Origin of the sequence: Bacteroides xylanisolvens (assembly GCF_018289135.1) — a bacterium.
Lineage (GTDB): Bacteria > Bacteroidota > Bacteroidia > Bacteroidales > Bacteroidaceae > Bacteroides > Bacteroides xylanisolvens.
Map to the genome: position 1 here is coordinate 3,695,662 of NZ_CP072216.1, position 16,588 is coordinate 3,712,249.

At 43.2% G+C, this 16,588-nt stretch carries 13 protein-coding genes; 8 read left to right on the forward strand and 5 right to left on the reverse strand.

From position 1 onward, the window contains the following. Positions 1–73: 73 nt before the first annotated feature. The 3 genes from INE92_RS15710 to INE92_RS15720 are packed head-to-tail and all read right to left on the reverse strand — an operon-like array spanning position 74 to position 4,727. Complete coding sequence (locus INE92_RS15710; protein WP_203462443.1) at positions 74–3,085, reverse strand: glycoside hydrolase family 3 N-terminal domain-containing protein; 3,012 nt, start codon at positions 3,083–3,085, stop codon at positions 74–76. Next, a complete protein-coding gene (locus INE92_RS15715; protein WP_008026234.1) occupies positions 3,082–3,915 on the reverse strand; it encodes a bifunctional metallophosphatase/5'-nucleotidase in 834 nt (277 codons plus the stop codon). Before INE92_RS15715 ends, INE92_RS15710 begins: the two co-directional genes overlap by 4 nt. Before the next feature lie 26 nt (positions 3,916–3,941). Then, on the reverse strand, positions 3,942–4,727 hold the full coding sequence (locus INE92_RS15720; protein ID WP_015531672.1) for a 5'-nucleotidase C-terminal domain-containing protein: 786 nt from the start codon (positions 4,725–4,727) through the stop codon (positions 3,942–3,944). Between the two features lie 155 nt (positions 4,728–4,882). Between INE92_RS15720 and rplS the strand changes: the two genes are divergently transcribed. Beyond that, positions 4,883–5,236, forward strand: a complete 354-nt coding sequence (gene rplS, locus INE92_RS15725; protein ID WP_004315008.1) for a 50S ribosomal protein L19 — start codon at positions 4,883–4,885, stop codon at positions 5,234–5,236. 316 nt (positions 5,237–5,552) lie between these two features. Here the strand turns inward: rplS and INE92_RS15730 are convergent, their stop codons facing one another. After that, positions 5,553–6,533: an ROK family protein gene (locus INE92_RS15730; protein WP_004315007.1), complete on the reverse strand. Its 981-nt coding sequence runs from the start codon at positions 6,531–6,533 to the stop codon at positions 5,553–5,555. Positions 6,534–6,712: 179 nt separating this feature from the next. Here INE92_RS15730 and INE92_RS15735 point away from each other — a divergent pair, with 179 nt between their 5' ends. The 6 genes from INE92_RS15735 (at position 6,713) to msrB (ending at position 13,642) form a co-directional block, all read left to right on the forward strand. After that, the gene (locus INE92_RS15735; protein WP_008026229.1) at positions 6,713–7,429 is read left to right on the forward strand and encodes an ABC transporter ATP-binding protein; all 717 of its coding nucleotides are present in this window, start codon (positions 6,713–6,715) and stop codon (positions 7,427–7,429) included. A gap of 90 nt (positions 7,430–7,519) precedes the next feature. Next, complete coding sequence (locus INE92_RS15740) at positions 7,520–8,779, forward strand: ABC transporter permease (RefSeq protein WP_195436163.1); 1,260 nt, start codon at positions 7,520–7,522, stop codon at positions 8,777–8,779. A gap of 4 nt (positions 8,780–8,783) precedes the next feature. Continuing rightward, positions 8,784–10,025, forward strand: coding sequence for an ABC transporter permease (locus INE92_RS15745; protein ID WP_008644985.1), 1,242 nt, complete (start codon positions 8,784–8,786; stop codon positions 10,023–10,025). A gap of 56 nt (positions 10,026–10,081) precedes the next feature. Beyond that, positions 10,082–11,182 (forward strand): efflux RND transporter periplasmic adaptor subunit, encoded by a 1,101-nt coding sequence (locus INE92_RS15750; RefSeq protein WP_151934573.1) that lies wholly within the window; start codon positions 10,082–10,084, stop codon positions 11,180–11,182. Between the two features lie 9 nt (positions 11,183–11,191). Continuing rightward, positions 11,192–12,529, forward strand: a complete 1,338-nt coding sequence (locus tag INE92_RS15755; protein ID WP_195436162.1) for a TolC family protein — start codon at positions 11,192–11,194, stop codon at positions 12,527–12,529. 84 nt (positions 12,530–12,613) lie between these two features. Next, a complete protein-coding gene (gene msrB / locus INE92_RS15760) occupies positions 12,614–13,642 on the forward strand; it encodes a peptide-methionine (R)-S-oxide reductase MsrB (RefSeq protein ID WP_195436161.1) in 1,029 nt (342 codons plus the stop codon). Positions 13,643–13,785: 143 nt separating this feature from the next. On the opposite strand, the gene INE92_RS15765 is transcribed toward msrB, so the two are convergent. Beyond that, positions 13,786–14,301, reverse strand: coding sequence for a DUF3836 domain-containing protein (locus INE92_RS15765; protein WP_195436148.1), 516 nt, complete (start codon positions 14,299–14,301; stop codon positions 13,786–13,788). A gap of 313 nt (positions 14,302–14,614) precedes the next feature. Between INE92_RS15765 and INE92_RS15770 the strand changes: the two genes are divergently transcribed. Further along, entirely contained in the window at positions 14,615–16,573 is a 1,959-nt protein-coding gene (locus INE92_RS15770; protein WP_195436147.1) for a biosynthetic peptidoglycan transglycosylase, read from the forward strand. Positions 16,574–16,588: the final 15 nt, after the last annotated feature.

Genomic DNA, 16,588 nt, shown 5'->3' on the forward strand with positions numbered 1-16,588 from the left:
ATCAGAATATTACGTTAATAATAAAAAAGGTAAAAGGTAGCTTTTAATATAGGCACCTTTTACCTTTCTTTTTTTATTTTTTCTTCATCGCATCGTAAATCGCCCCCTGTATTCGCTCACGAATGTGCAGTTGGTTCAGTTTGCGATTTGTTACATCCGGATAAATCCGGTTGCTAAGGAATACATAAACCAGTTCATTGACCGGATCTACCCATGCACATGTACCGGTAAAGCCGGTATGACCGTACACTCCGGCAGGTGCGGCAGGAGCACAATTTCCTTTCTTCGGATCATCAGCATCCGGTTTGTCAAAGCCCAAGCCACGCCGGCTGATCTTTGAAGTTTCCGTAGTAAACAACTGGCAGGTTTCTTTGCTTAGATAGCGTTGACCATCTATTTCTCCTCCATTCAGCAACATCTGATAAACGCGGGCTACATCACGGGCAGTAGAGAAAAGTCCGGCATTTCCGGCCAATCCGCCAAAGAAAGCGGAAGCCTCATCATGCACAAATCCCTGCAAAGTCTCTTTACGCAAGAAACGGTCTTTGTTGGAAGGGACAATTTCCGATTTGGCAAAACGGCGTAAAGGCAAGTAGCCTGTATGCTCCAACCCCATCGGTTCGTAAAACTCACGTTGCAGATAGGCTTCCATAGGCATACCGGCCAGTTGTTCTACCAACATACCCAACAGAATAAATCCGACATCACTATATACATAGCGTTTCTGCTTTAACGGAGCTTCCATTATTTTCTCTTCCATCACCTTCCGGAAGGAACGGTTTAGCCACAAACTATCGCAGATTTGAACAGTGTAATCACCAGTCTTGACGGGAGAGACGTATTCACTTTTGAAATTGAACTTCGGATTCGCCCATGAAGTTGTTCCCAACTGTAACGGATGATGCGCGTCTTTGCGTGCGCTGAACAATCTTCCGTCATAACTATCTTTATCAATAGCTTCTTGGTAGAAAGGAATCCAGGAAGGTAAACCGGACTGATGATACAGGATTTCCTGAATCGTTATATCTTTCTTATCAGTACGTTGCAAAAACGGTAAATGATCCGAAATCTTATCTGTCAGATTGAAACGTCCCTTATCGTAGAGTTTCATGATGGCAAGCAAAGTGCCCGTCGTCTTTGATAGGGAAGCCAAATCGTAGATACTGGTAGATTCGACACGCGGACTTCCTTTACCCGCATAAGTGCCGAAAGATTTGTCGAACATGATATGCCCGTTTTTCAACACTACCACCTGGCAACCGGGATAAGCTCCCTGACGAATACCGTCTAATGCGATAGAATCGATGCGTTTCAGATGAGTGGAAGAAAGCCCATATTCTTCCGGCACAAAATGCAATGGCGTCTTGGGGGTAATGGTCACTCCTGCTCCCGTTGGAAACAGTTCTCCCAAGCTTGCCGACAACTGTCCGTCTGCGGATGCCTTGGCAAATAACACATCTGCGACCTGACGTTGCACGTCTACATTATAACTATGTCCCAACACGACTGCCGAAGCATGAGCCACGGCCCGCTGAATCTGTAACATCATCTTCCCAGGAGTGAAGAACAGATAAATAGCCGGACTTTGAGGAGCAAACTTCGCAAAGAAAGGCTGATAAGAAGCCAGCCGCTGTTCGCTAATGGCTACAATGATTCGTTTATAGGTAGACAGAGAATCACGCAACCGTTGATTTTCCTCTTCTGTCTGATTAGCGCGAAGGCAAAAGCGAGCTAAAGAGGTATAACGGGAAAGTTGTTTGGCCAATACATCAGTTTTTCCGGGATTTCCCACTTCGAGCAGTGCAATCTTTTGTTCCTTGTCTGTATGTAGAGGAAGGATATGATTCTTATTGCTCAAAACGGTTATTGCCGCTAAATTCAACCGACGAACCAGGTCACGTGTCTGCGGACTGTTAATGCGTTGTTCCAAACCGGATAATTGTACATACGATTTCTTCTTAAGTCCCAACACATATTTATAAGTCAAGACTTTGCGGCATTTGTTTTCAATCTCTTCACGGCTTAGTTCCCCTTTTTCAACAGCTGCCAGTACGGCCGGTATCTCTTCCTTCAGGTTACGGGGAGACAGTACCATGTCATTACCTGCTTTCAAAGCCTGCAAACTGACATTTCCATTTCCTGCCACACCTTTCATGGCAAGCGCGTCGGTAAATATCAGCCCTTTGAACGCCAGTTCATCGGTCAGCAAATCATACACGACATTGCGGGACAAGGAAGACGGAAGTCCGCCAATAGGTTCAATCACCGGAACTTGCAGATGCCCCACCATCATACCGCCCAGTCCGGCACGGATGGCCTCTTTAAAAGGATAAAGCTCCACACTATCCAGACGCTCGCGAGTGAAAGGAAGTACCGGAAGCGCTTTATGCGAATCGACATCGGTGTCCCCGTGTCCGGGAAAGTGTTTGCACACAGATAACACCCCTCCACCTTCCAAACCGGAAGCATAAGCGATTACCTTATCGGCCACTTGGATCGGATCTTCGCCAAAAGAACGGGTATTGATGACAGGATTTTTAGGGTTTATATTCACGTCCGCCACGGGAGCAAAGTTTACTTGCACTCCAATCTGCCGGCATTGGCGGGCAACTTCACGTCCGTACTCATAAAGCAGCCGGTTGTCGCGGATACATCCCAGCACCATATTTCGCGGGAAGACAGGCGTACCGCGCAAGCGCATAGACAATCCCCATTCTCCATCAAAGGTAATCATCAAAGGAACTTTGGCTTGTCGCTGCGCCCGGTTCGTCAGTTCGACCTGGTTTTGCATCTTCCCGCCGGAAAAGAGAAGGCCGCCTACCTTATAAGTGTCAATGACTTCGCGCAGCAGTTCCAGATTTCGTTTGGTGTCTACCGGAGCAATGGTATAGATGAATAACTGACCTACCTTTTCTTTAAAGGAAAGTTTATCCATCACCGAATCAACCCAGTGCCGGCAGTCCTTGTCCTGAAGGGCTTTATATACCAGTAGAGGTTCAACGGTGGTAGCATTTTGCGCCGGACTCGAAACTGTGCCGACCGCGATAAGGAATAAAAGCGTTACTATTAAGGGAATTATCTTCATTTATGTTTCAATGTCAAATCAAGACGGCCTACACGAACACCATTTTTTCCTGTGTGCATGACAGGCACCTCTTTTCCGTCCATATTCAAGTATGTTTTGGGGCCTTCCATAAATGTATGGGAGTGTCCACCCAGAATCACGTCGATATTGTGTGTTCCGGCAACCAGATGTTCATCCATCTGGATGCCCAGATGAGACAGGCATACAACCAGATCACAACCTTCTTCTTCTTTCAACAAAGTAGCTATCTCGTTGGATACACGGATAGGATCTTCATAAACGACTCCTTCGCATTTATTGGCCTGAATCATTCCTTCCGGCTGGGTTCCGAGACCGAACACGCCAATTCTCAAACCATATTTCTCCAGAACGACGTAGGGCTTGACTATATCTTTTAACACCGTAGCATCCAGATTATAGTTGGCACAAACGACCGGGAAATCAGCCATTTTAAAAATACGGGCCATATTATCCACATCGAAATCAAACTCATGGTTACCGATTGTCATTGCATCATAGCCCATTTCATTCATCAGTTTAATTTCTACTTCTCCACGGAACATATTATAATAAGGTGTCCCCTGGGAAATATCTCCGCAATCGAAAAGCAATACATTCTTATGATCTTTGCGGAACTGTTCGAGAAAAGCAGCCCGGCGGACAAAACCACCTTTGTTATAATATTTGTCGCCCTTCTGATTGATAGGTTCGATACGGCTATGCACATCGCTTGTTTGTAAAATGATCACTTCTTTGGTATCCTGCGCAAAGATTGAAAAAGTGAAACTCAATGCAAGACATAGCAGGAATAATATCTGAAATCTTTTCATATTCAATATTTTTAGATTCTCCTTTTTTATTTTATCGTAATACGTCCGTCCAGTTTGGAGGTAATCACTTTGCCTTCGGCTGTTTGTTTGCGTACATAATCAAGAAACAGTCCGCGTAAGGTAGCATCTTCGGGGCATACTCTCTTTTCTGCCTGCAGGAAAGCATCCATTCGTCCGTTTCCGTCTGCCAGATAGTCGATAGTAGCCACTGTGTAAAGCTGGTCATCTTTTAACGGTTTTCCGGCAATAAATGCGTTCAGCAGCTTTCCGTCTTTTGTGATTTCGAGGCGGATACCGCTCACTCCTTCGCCATGCAGAGACGCTATTGCTTCACAAAGCCGTCTCAAGTCTGTCCCTTTCATAGTCAATACACAAAGGGAATTCTCGAAAGGAAGAATTTCAAAAACATCTCCTACCGTGATATCTCCTTCGGGCAAGATATTACGCAAGCCGCCCATATTTACCAATCCCATATCGGCCGGTTTCCCCAATACCTGGGTTGCCGCTTGCTGTAGAACACCCGCGACAAGGTCGGATAGCAAGCTTTCAGGAGCTCCTTTATCCATCTTCATCGCACTGGTACCGATGACTTCATACATCATCGCATCCACCTTTTCCTTATAAGGCTTTAAGATTTCGGTAGCTTTCACGTTGGGGGTGGTGTCCCAAACAGAATCAATCGTTATCATGCTACCCTCTACTTTGGTTACTTCGTACTGTGCCGTAGTCTCGCGTGCGGTCCGGCAGGAAGTAAACAGGAAACCTCCTGCAAACGCTGCCACCATCAGATACTTTACATAAGTCTGTTTCATGTTCGCTATTTTTAGATATGCTACAAATATACAAAAACATTTGGCTATCTGGCAAATAATTCGTTACTTTGCACCGCTTTCGCGCAATCGCTGTCAAGAGAAGAGATACTTGGTATGTTGCGTTGTAACGATGAAACAATTTAATAATAACAACAATGGATTTAATTAAAATTGCAGAAGAAGCATTTGCTACCGGAAAACAGCACCCGAGCTTCAAAGCAGGAGACACTGTAACAGTGGCATATCGTATTATCGAGGGTAACAAAGAACGTGTACAGTTGTACCGTGGTGTTGTTATCAAAATCGCCGGTCACGGAGACAAGAAACGTTTTACTGTACGTAAAATGTCAGGAACTATAGGCGTAGAAAGAATTTTCCCAATCGAATCACCGGCTATCGACAGCATCGAAGTGAACAAGGTAGGTAAAGTTCGTCGCGCTAAATTGTACTACCTGCGCGCTCTTACTGGTAAGAAAGCTAGAATCAAAGAAAAAAGAGCTAACGGCTAAGCCGAACTTTTCGATTCGAAATAAAAAAGGGAACTTCATAATGAATGAAGTTCCCTTTTTTATTGCTACCATTCTCGCAAAGCTATTATCTGGGAAGTACATTTTCTCAACTATACTCACACCTGTGAGAAAAAATACTCATACCTATGAGAATATATTCCCATTAGTATGAGTATTATTTCTCATACTAGTGAGAATAAACCCTTTTCTGAATAGGCTGTAGATGCCTTGTAGATGGCGGAAAGGAATAATAAAACAAAGCCCCGAAAGTCATAGACTCCCGAGGCTTCATCACCTTTATTATAATAATGATATATTATTCTTTCAAATCTTTCAGTTCCCAAGCCAATGCACTGGCACCCAGTACAGCAGCATCAGAATCCTTCAATTCGGAAACGAGCAATTTCGTCTTACCTTTATAGATATTCAGGATATTATCATCAATGGCCTTCTGAATCGGTTTCATGATATAGTCACCGGACTTAGCCAAGCCACCGAACAATACAATGGCTTCAGGGCTGGAGAATGCAATAGCATCCGCCAAAGCTTCACCCAAGATATTACCTGTAAATTCGAAGATCTCCTGTGCCAATTTATCTCCTTGTACAGCTGCGTCATATACATCTTTTGAAGTAATGTTTTCTGCAGGAATGTTACGAAGCAAGCTGGCATCCGTACGAGCGGCAAGGAATTCGCGAGCTGTGCGAGCTACACCGGTAGCCGAACAGTAAGTTTCCAGACATCCCTTACGTCCACAACCGCAAAGACGACCATCGCGACGAGCGATCACGTGTCCTAATTCGCCTGCAAAACCGTCATGTCCATATACCATCTGGCCGTTGATAACAATACCACTACCCACACCGGTACCCAGTGTAATCATGATAAAGTCTTTCATACCACGGGCAGCGCCATAAGTCATTTCACCGATAGCAGCAGCATTTGCATCGTTTGTCAAAGCAGTGGGGATACCCAGTCTTTCTTCAAACATGGCAGCCAACGGAAGAATTCCTTTCCAAGGCAAGTTTGGAGCAAATTCAATCGTTCCCGTGTAATAGTTACCATTCGGAGCACCGATACCGATACCTCTGATTTTATCAACGCCACCATTAGCAATAATCAATGGAAGCAGGCTTTTACACACTTCATCAGCGTATTCTTCTACTGTAGGATAACCAGATGTTTTGATTGAACTGCTGGCAATAATAGTTCCGCGTGCGTCTACAATTCCAAAGACGGTATTCGTTCCGCCTATGTCAATACCTACTACGTAGGGCTTTTCCATGTTTGAATTCATGATACTTTTATTTAAAAGGGTTAGTTAATCATTAAGTTTACTGCACACAAATTACGTAAAGAAGATTGAGTCTACAAAATGTTTTTCAAAAAAAGTTCAACCTCTTTGCAACTTTTCGTATCTTGCAGCCGTCTAATAGTAGAAAATTATTAGAAAACAGAATCTAAATAAAGAAAATTGTGATACAACTAACAAACGTCAACAAGACCTACAACAACGGAGCGCCTCTCCATGTACTTAAAGGTATCAATCTCAATATCGAACAGGGAGAATTTGTTTCCATCATGGGAGCATCCGGGTCTGGGAAATCAACTTTACTCAATATATTGGGAATTCTCGACAACTACGACACCGGAGAGTATTATCTGAATAACGTACTCATCAAGAACTTAAGCGAAACCAAAGCTGCCGAATACCGAAACCGCATGATCGGATTTATCTTCCAGTCATTCAACCTGATTTCCTTTAAAGATGCCGTAGAGAATGTAGCACTTCCTTTATTTTATCAAGGGATAAGCCGCAAGAAGCGAAATGCACTTGCCTTGGAATATCTCGACCGTCTGGGTTTAAAAGACTGGGCACATCACATGCCCAACGAAATGAGTGGCGGTCAGAAACAACGTGTGGCAATCGCACGGGCTTTAATCACCCAACCGCAAATCATTCTGGCAGATGAGCCTACGGGAGCTTTGGACAGTAAAACTTCCGTGGAAGTGATGCAAATTCTGAAAGATCTTCATAAGCTGGGAATGACGATTGTAGTTGTCACCCACGAAAGCGGAGTTGCCAACCAAACAGACAAGATTATACACATCAAGGACGGGGTTATCGAACGCATTGAAGATAATATCGACCACGATGCCTCTCCGTTCGGCAAAGACGGTTTCATGAAATAAGTATTAAGTAATAAGTATTAATTCCATGCGGTCGCAGCGCAGCTTAATACTTAATACCTAATACTTACTTATCACCTAATACTTAAAAAAATGATTGATATTTGGCAAGAAATATACAGTACCATCAAGCGTAACAAGCTAAGGACTTTTCTCACAGGATTTGCTGTGGCATGGGGTATCTTTATGCTGATCGTCCTGTTAGGCGCAGGCAATGGATTGATCCATGCATTCGAGCAATCGGCTTCCGAACGTGCCATGAACTCCATCAAGATTTTTCCGGGATGGACCAGCAAATCATACGATGGACTGAAAGAAGGAAGACGAGTGCAACTGGATAATAAAGACGTAGATGCTACCGACCATTATTTTCCGGACCATGTCATTAAAGCCGGGGCAACCGTGTGGCAAGGAGGTATTAACTTAAGTTTCGGACAAGAATACGTCAGTTTGAATCTTTCCGGCGTATATCCCAACCATACGGAAGTAGAAGTGGTGAAACTCTTCAAAGGACGTTTCATCAATGAAATTGATATTAAAGAGCGCCGGAAAGTAATTGTGCTCCATAAAAAGACAGCAGAGATTCTTTTCGATAAAACGCATACCGAGCCTATCGGGCAGTTTGTCAATGCCGGCAATGTGGTTTATCAGGTAGTAGGGCTGTATAATGATAAAGGAGACAACGGAGACAGCGACGCTTATATCCCCTTCACCACCCTGCAAACGATTTACAACAAAGGAGACAAGTTGAATAACCTTGTCATGACTACCAAAAACCTGGAAACGATAGAAGCGAATGAAGCATTTGAAGCTCATTACCGCAAGGTACTGGGGGCTAATCATCGCTTTGACCCGACAGACCATAGTGCTATCTGGATTTGGAACCGGTTTACCAACTACTTGCAACAGCAGCAAGGCTCGAATATGCTACGCATCGCCATCTGGGTGATCGGTATCTTCACGCTGTTAAGCGGGATTGTAGGAGTGTCCAACATTATGCTGATTACTGTAAAAGAACGTACCCGTGAATTCGGTATTCGCAAAGCTCTGGGTGCCAAGCCGCTTTCTATTCTCTGGCTGATTATCGTAGAGAGTGTCACCATTACCACGATATTCGGATATATAGGTATGGTGGCGGGCATCGGAGTGACCGAATGGATGAATAACGCCTTTGGCAATCAGACAATGGATACCGGAATGTGGACGGAAACTGTTTTCCTGAATCCGACAGTAGATATAAGAATCGCCATACAGGCTACACTCACATTAATAATAGCTGGTACGTTAGCCGGATTATTTCCTGCCCGAAAAGCAGTCAGCATCCGACCAATCGAAGCACTTAGAGCAGATTAAGACTATGAGAATAGACATGGATACCTGTGAGGAAATCCTCATTACCATTACAAGAAATAAAACGAGAAGCCTGCTGACTGCATTCGGTGTTTTCTGGGGCATCTTTATGCTCGTCGCCCTGATCGGCGGCGGACAAGGACTGGAAGGCATGATGAAAAAGAACTTTGAAGGATTCGCAACCAACTCCGGCTTCCTTGCCGCACAGAAAACGGGCGAAGCTTACAAAGGTTTCCGCAAAGGCAGGTGGTGGAATCTGGAAGCTATCGACATCGAGCGCCTCCGTTCGCAAGTCAAAGATGTGGAGGTCATTACTCCTTCCATTGCCCGTTGGGGTTCCAAAGCTGTATACGAAGATAAGAAATACGATTGCAGCGTGAAAGGATTATATCCGGACTATCTCCACATCGAATCACAAGAAATGGCCTACGGCAGGTTTATCAACGAAGTGGATATACAGGAAGCGCGTAAAGTGTGTGTTATCGGAAAGCGTATCTATGAAAGCCTGTTCAAACCGGGAGAAGACCCTTGTGGAAAATACATACGTGTGGACGGAATTTATTATCAGGTGATCGGCATGTCTTCCTCCGAAGGGGATATGAACATACAGGGACGGGCTTCGGAAGCTGTCACCCTGCCTTTCACCACAATGCAGCAAACGTATAACTTAGGGGGACGGATCGACGTCATCTGCTTCACCGTGAAGCATGGAATCAAAGTGTCCGACGTACAACCGGAAATGGAGCAGATTATTAAAGCTGCGCATTATATCGCGCCTAACGACAAACAGGCACTTATGTACCTGAATGCGGAAGCAATGTTCTCGATGGTAGACAATCTGTTTACCGGCATCAACATACTGGTTTGGATGGTAGGATTGGGGACTCTGTTGGCAGGTGCCATCGGCGTATCTAATATTATGATGGTAACCGTGAAAGAACGTACCACCGAAATTGGTATCCGCCGGGCAATCGGCGCACGCCCCAAAGATATTCTGCAACAGATTCTATCGGAAAGTATGGTGCTTACTACCATTGCAGGAATGTGTGGAATCTCTTTTGCCGTCATGGTGTTGCAATTGGTAGAGATGGGAGCAAACGCCGACGGAGGAGACGTCCGTTTTCAGGTTACCTTCGGACTGGCAATCGGCACTTGTGCTCTTCTGATCGCACTGGGAATGTTGGCAGGTCTGGCACCTGCTTATCGGGCTATGGCTATCAAACCGATTGAAGCTATCCGCGACGAATAAAGAGGTGTGAGGGATTTCAATTATTAATCGTAAACAATAAAAATATAAATAAAGTCATGAAAAAGTATCTGAAAATCACATTATTGGTAGTCATTGCTATCATTCTTGTCGGAACATTCGTATTCCTTTATCAGAAGTCTAAACCCAAGGTAATCACTTACGAAATAGTAAAACCGGAAGTCACTGATCTCCAAAAGACTACAGTAGCTACCGGAAAGGTGGAACCGAGAGACGAAATTTTAATCAAACCGCAGATTTCGGGTATTATCGACGAAGTGTACAAAGAAGCCGGACAAGCTGTGAAGAAAGGGGAAGTTATCGCCAAAGTAAAAGTAATCCCTGAACTCGGTCAACTGAATTCTGCGGAAAGTCGTGTGCGCCTGGCAGAGATTAATGCAACACAGGCAGAAACGGATTTTGCCCGTGTAAAGAAGTTGTACGAAGATCAGCTGATTAGCCGGGAAGAATATGAGAAAAGTGAAGTAGCCTTGAAGCAAGCTCGTGAAGAGAGACAGACGGCTAAAGATAATCTGGAAATCGTAAAAGAAGGGATTACCAAAAACAGTGCATCGTTCAGTAGTACGATGATTCGTTCTACCATTGACGGATTGATTTTGGATGTACCTGTAAAAGCCGGTAACTCTGTGATTATGAGTAACACGTTCAATGATGGAACCACGATTGCTACGGTAGCCAATATGAACGACATGATTTTCCGTGGTAATATTGATGAAACGGAAGTGGGACGTATCCATGAACAGATGCCGATCAAACTGACAATCGGAGCTTTGCAGAATCTGACTTTCAACGCCATTCTGGAATATATCTCTCCGAAAGGGGTAGAAACCAATGGTGCCAACCAATTTGAAATCAAGGCTGCAATTACCATTCCGGATTCCGTTCAGATTCGTTCCGGATATTCGGCTAATGCGGAAATCGTGTTGCAAAGGGCAAATCAAGTATTGGCAGTGCCCGAAAGCACTATTGAGTTTAATGGCGACTCTACATTTGTGTACATCATGACAGATTCAGTGCCTGAACAAAAGTTCCAGCGTACGCAGGTGACTGCCGGAATGAGTGATGGAATCAAGATAGAAATCAAGAAAGGAATAACTGCACAGGACAAAGTACGGGGTGCAGAGAAAAAAGACAAATAATTGAATTCAATGAAAATAATTCGTAAAACCATATCAGCCCTTCTGCTTGCCGGGATCGGAATCACTTCTATCCAAGCGCAGAACAACTCTCCGCAAGCATGGACATTGCGGCAATGTATCGACTATGCTATCGAGCATAATATAGAAATTCGTCAATCGGCCAACAGTGTTGAAGCTAATAAAGTGAGTGTAAACACTAGCAAATGGACACGTCTTCCGAATTTGAGCGGTAGCGCCAGCCAAAACTGGAGTTGGGGACGTACCGCTTCTCCGATAGATAACTCGTATAGTGACATTAACAGTGCCAATACCAGCTTCAGCTTGGGAACCAATGTACCTATATTTACCGGTTTACAGTTATCCAACCAATATTCACTTGCCAAGTTGGATTTAAAAGCCGCTATAGAAGATTTGAATAAAGCCAAAGAAGACATTGCAATCAATGTCACTTCCGCTTATTTGCAGGTTTTATTCAACCAAGAATTAAGTAAGGTTGCTCATAATCAGGTAGATTTAAGCAAAGACCAGCTAAAGCGCATCCAAGGGCTCCACGGAGTAGGTAAAGCATCTCCTTCTGAAGTGGCCGAAGCACAAGCCCGTGTCGCACAGGACGAAATGACTGCTGTACAATCAGACAATACGTACAAGTTATCATTATTAGACCTCACCCAACTTTTGGAATTACCTACGCCTGAAGGATTCGTGCTCGAAAGTCCTAAGGAAGAACTAGAGTTCGAATCTCTCACCCCACCGGATGATATATATACACAGGCTCTTGCTTACAAACCAAGTATTAAGGCTGCAGAATACCGTTTACAAGGTAGTCTTAATAGCATTCGTATTGCTCAAAGTGCATTCTATCCACAATTATCTTTCAGCGCCGGTTTGGGTAGCAATTATTATACGGTGAGCGGAAGATCAGAAAACAGCTTCGGCAGTCAGATAAAGAACAACTTGAATAAGTATGTAGGATTCAATTTGAGCGTTCCGATCTTTAATCGTTTTTCTACACGAAACCGAGTACGCACCGCTCGTTTACAACAAATAGACTTATCTTTGAGATTGGATAACGCAAAGAAAGTACTCTACAAAGAGATTCAGCAGGCTTGGTATAATGCTCTAGCTGCTGAAAGCAAGTACAACTCCAGTGAAGTGGCAGTGAAAGCCAACGAGGAGTCTTTCCGCCTGATGAGTGAGAAATTCAATAACGGCAAAGCTACCTTTGTAGAATATAATGAAGCCAAACTTAATCTGACGAAAGCTCTTTCGGATAAGTTGCAAGCTAAATACGACTATCTATTCCGGACTAAAATTCTGGATTTCTACAAAGGACAAGTCATTGAATAAAAAGAAATATATTTGAGTTTAGTATAGTAGTTCCTTCAAACATATCCGTTGGTTCATTCGTTATTATAGAAAGAACTAACGGATATGAAGTATTTTATCATCATAGTGATCGTAGTGATTAGTAATACATTTTTAGGAGTTGCTAAACCAATGAAAAATCAAGCAGAAATCTATTTTGCAGGAGGATGCTTCTGGGGAACAGAACATTTCCTGAAACAAATTCGAGGAGTAGAAAGTACTCAAGTAGGATATGCCAACAGTAATGTTGCCAACCCAAGTTATGAACAGGTCTGTTCAGGAAAAACCAATGCTGCGGAAACAGTAAAGGTGGTTTATGATCCTAAAACGGTAGATTTAAATTTGCTGCTCGATCTGTATTTCAAGACAATTGATCCTACCAGCCTCAACCGTCAGGGTAATGACCGGGGAACACAGTATAGAACCGGAATTTATTATATAAATAAAGAAGATCTTCCTGTCATTAACCAGGCTATTAAACTATTGTCTGCACAATATAAGACTCCTATCGCTATAGAAGTAAAGCCATTGACTAATTTCTATCCGGCAGAGACTTACCATCAGGACTATCTGGATAAAAATCCGGGAGGATATTGCCATATCAATCCCGCTTTATTTGAAATGGCACGCAAAGCCAATGCACCGAAAACAAAAGTGTATCAAAAACCGGATGACTCAACCCTCCGCAAGGAACTGTCGGCGGAACAATATGCAGTAACCCAGAAGAATGCCACCGAACCGGCCTTCCACAATGAATACTGGAATGAGCACCGCCCAGGCATTTATGTTGATATTACCACCGGAGAGCCTTTGTTTGTTTCTACCGACAAGTTCGATTCGGGTTGCGGGTGGCCTAGCTTTTCCCAGCCGATTCAAAAAGATATCATCGCAGAGAAGAAAGATACTTCGCATGGCATGATACGTACGGAAGTGCGCAGTAAAACCGGGGATGCGCATCTGGGACATGTATTCACAGATGGTCCGAAAGAGAAAGGCGGATTACGCTATTGCATCAATAGCGCCTCCCTTCGTTTTATCCCGAAAGAGAAAATGAAAGAGGAAGGTTATGGAGAATATTTGCCGCTCGTTAAATAGGCACCGCACCGGAAAGTAATACAAATCAATATAAGCTGTTTATCTGATAAACAGAACGGTGGATTTCCTCATAGGGCAATCCACCGTTTTTAATGCAGTTAAATTAAGAGAGAGAGAAGAAGTTTCACAACTCCTAATTTTTTTTATCTGCTGGCAGTCAGCAGAGTTGCTTCATTCGTTGCCGGAGTAGCCACGTTCATAGCCCAGTTCACACTAGATTCTTCAATCCATTTATCATTCCATTTATAGTTCATATAAGCTACCGGCATATTAGCGTCGTTCAATTCGTACACGCTCTTTTCAACAGCCGCATCGTAAGCTCTGTGAGAATCATTCCAACGTGCGTATACCAGAGTGATTTCATTAGAAGAATAAGTATACTCAATCTTGAAGTACGGCAGCCATTTGTCAGTGGAAGCGTCCCATTTGAAAGCCTCTTTGGTAGCCATTCTCTTTTGATCGTCATAGGTAAAATCATATTTCATGTGGCGATAAAGAGAGCCATCTAATCTGTAAATCACCTTCGATACTACAAGATCACCTACTGTTTCTTCATTAGTAATGAAGTTATTGTTTTGTGCCTTCACTGTTGCATTAGAGATACCTGCAAATACCATAGCAACTAAAACGATCATTCTGAATAATACTGTAGTTTTCATAATTGTATATTTTTTATTTGTTCAACATTCTGTTTTTTGTTCTTCTGTTTATTAGACGGATCAAGTGTCTCAAACGGTTGCAACATTCTGAACTTTTTTCATTTTTCTTCGTTGTCCGCTTGCGACTATAGATATGCAACGAGCGTGCCAAAAAGATAACAAGCTAATAATCAGAATGATTGCAAAACAGAGTGGTGTACGAAAACGAACAGTTGTACGCTTAGAATCGAACAACCAATTAAAAAAACAGTTTATATACTACGAAACAGAATATTGCCTACCTTTGCATCCGATAAATTATCAAAATCAAACGATGAAAAAGAACAGTAAGAAACATATTCTTCTGCTGTCAGCCAGTGGGGGTCTACTCATCTGTCTCATCAGTCTTTATTTAAGTCGCAACGCTCTCTTAAGAAGCATAGTCGACAAACGTACCTCCCATATTGAGCAAACTCACGGGCTACGTATTCATTACGATAATCTGAAAATGAATGGATTGAATGAAATCATCCTCGAAGGTCTCTCTGTTGTACCCGAACAACGAGACACATTACTGACACTCACATCCACTCGTGTCAAACTGAACTTCTGGAAATTACTAAGCAGAAAAATAAAAATACGTTATGTAGCCGCAGACGGAATTACACTTGCATTCACAAAGCGGGATTCCATCGCCAACTACGATTTTCTTTTTAGAAAGAAACCAGAATATCTCACTCGAACGTCGCCACAAACGGCCCCCAAAACAAATTACGCAGAACGAATCAACAAAATATTAAATTTATGTTATGGTTTTATGCCCGAAAACGGACAACTAAACAATATCTGTATCACGGAAAGAAAAAACAATAATTTTGTATCTCTCACTCTTCCTTCTTTTATCATTAAAGAAAATCATTTTCAATCCGTCATCACCATACAAGAAGACAGTTTAGCACAGCATTGGATAGCCAATGGTGAACTGCACCAACATTACAACTCATTAAAAGCAACGCTTTATTCATCTGATTCTCTAAAAGTTTCCATACCTTATATAACACGTAGATATGGTGCTAAGATAACCTTTGACACTTTATCGTATAGCCTGACGAAAGAAATAGGGTCTTCCAAACAAGTCTATCTCAAAGGAAAAGCAAGAGTGAACGGGCTGGACGTATTTCATAAAGCCCTCTCTCCTGAAATCATTCATCTCGATCGCGGACAACTCTGTTACGAGATGAACATAAACGGACACTCATTTGAATTGGACAGTACCACCATTGTTGACTTCAACAAACTCCAGTTTCATCCTTATTTACGGGTCGAGAAGGAGAAGGGAAACTGGCATTTCACTGCAGCAGTCAACAAATCCTGGTTTCCGGCAGACGATCTGTTCAGTTCTCTGCCGAAAGGATTATTCAGTAATCTGGAAGGCATCAAGACAAGTGGCGAGCTGGCTTATCATTTTCTGTTAGACATTGATTTTGCGCAACTGGATAGTCTCAAACTGGAATCTGAATTGAAAGAAAAAGATTTCCATATCATAAGCTATGGAGCTACTTCACTCTCCAAAATGTCCGACGAGTTCATTTACACAGCTTATGAGAATGGAGTGCCGGTACGAACCTTCCCTATCGGTCCTTCATGCAGACACTTTACACCCCTAGACAGCATTTCCCCCATTCTAAGAATGTCTGTCATGCAAAGCGAAGATGGAGCATTCTTTTATCATCGCGGTTTTCTGCCCGATGCCTTGCGGGAAGCACTGATTTACGACCTGCAAGTGAAACGCTTTGCACGCGGAGGAAGTACGATCACCATGCAACTGGTAAAGAATGTATTCCTGAACCGTAACAAGAACTTTGCGCGTAAACTGGAAGAAGCATTGATTGTGTGGCTGATAGAGAATGAAAGACTAACTTCCAAAGAACGTATGTACGAAGTATATCTGAATATTGTAGAATGGGGACCGCTCGTTTATGGTATTCAGGAAGCGTCTGCTTATTATTTCAAGAAACGCCCTTCGCAACTGACCACGGAAGAAAGTATTTTCCTGGCTTCCATTATCCCGAAACCCAAGCATTTCCGCAGTTCTTTTGCAGAAGGCGGACAATTAAAGGAGAATATGGAAGGTTACTACAAGCTGATTGCAAAACGTCTTGCACAGCAAGGAGTAATAAGTGAAATCGAGGCGGATAGTATCCGCCCCGACATCCAAGTTACGGGCGACGCCCGGAATAGTCTAGCCGGTGAAAAACCGGAGTCTAGTTCTCCTACCACTGAGGAGCAATGAGATTGATATAAATAA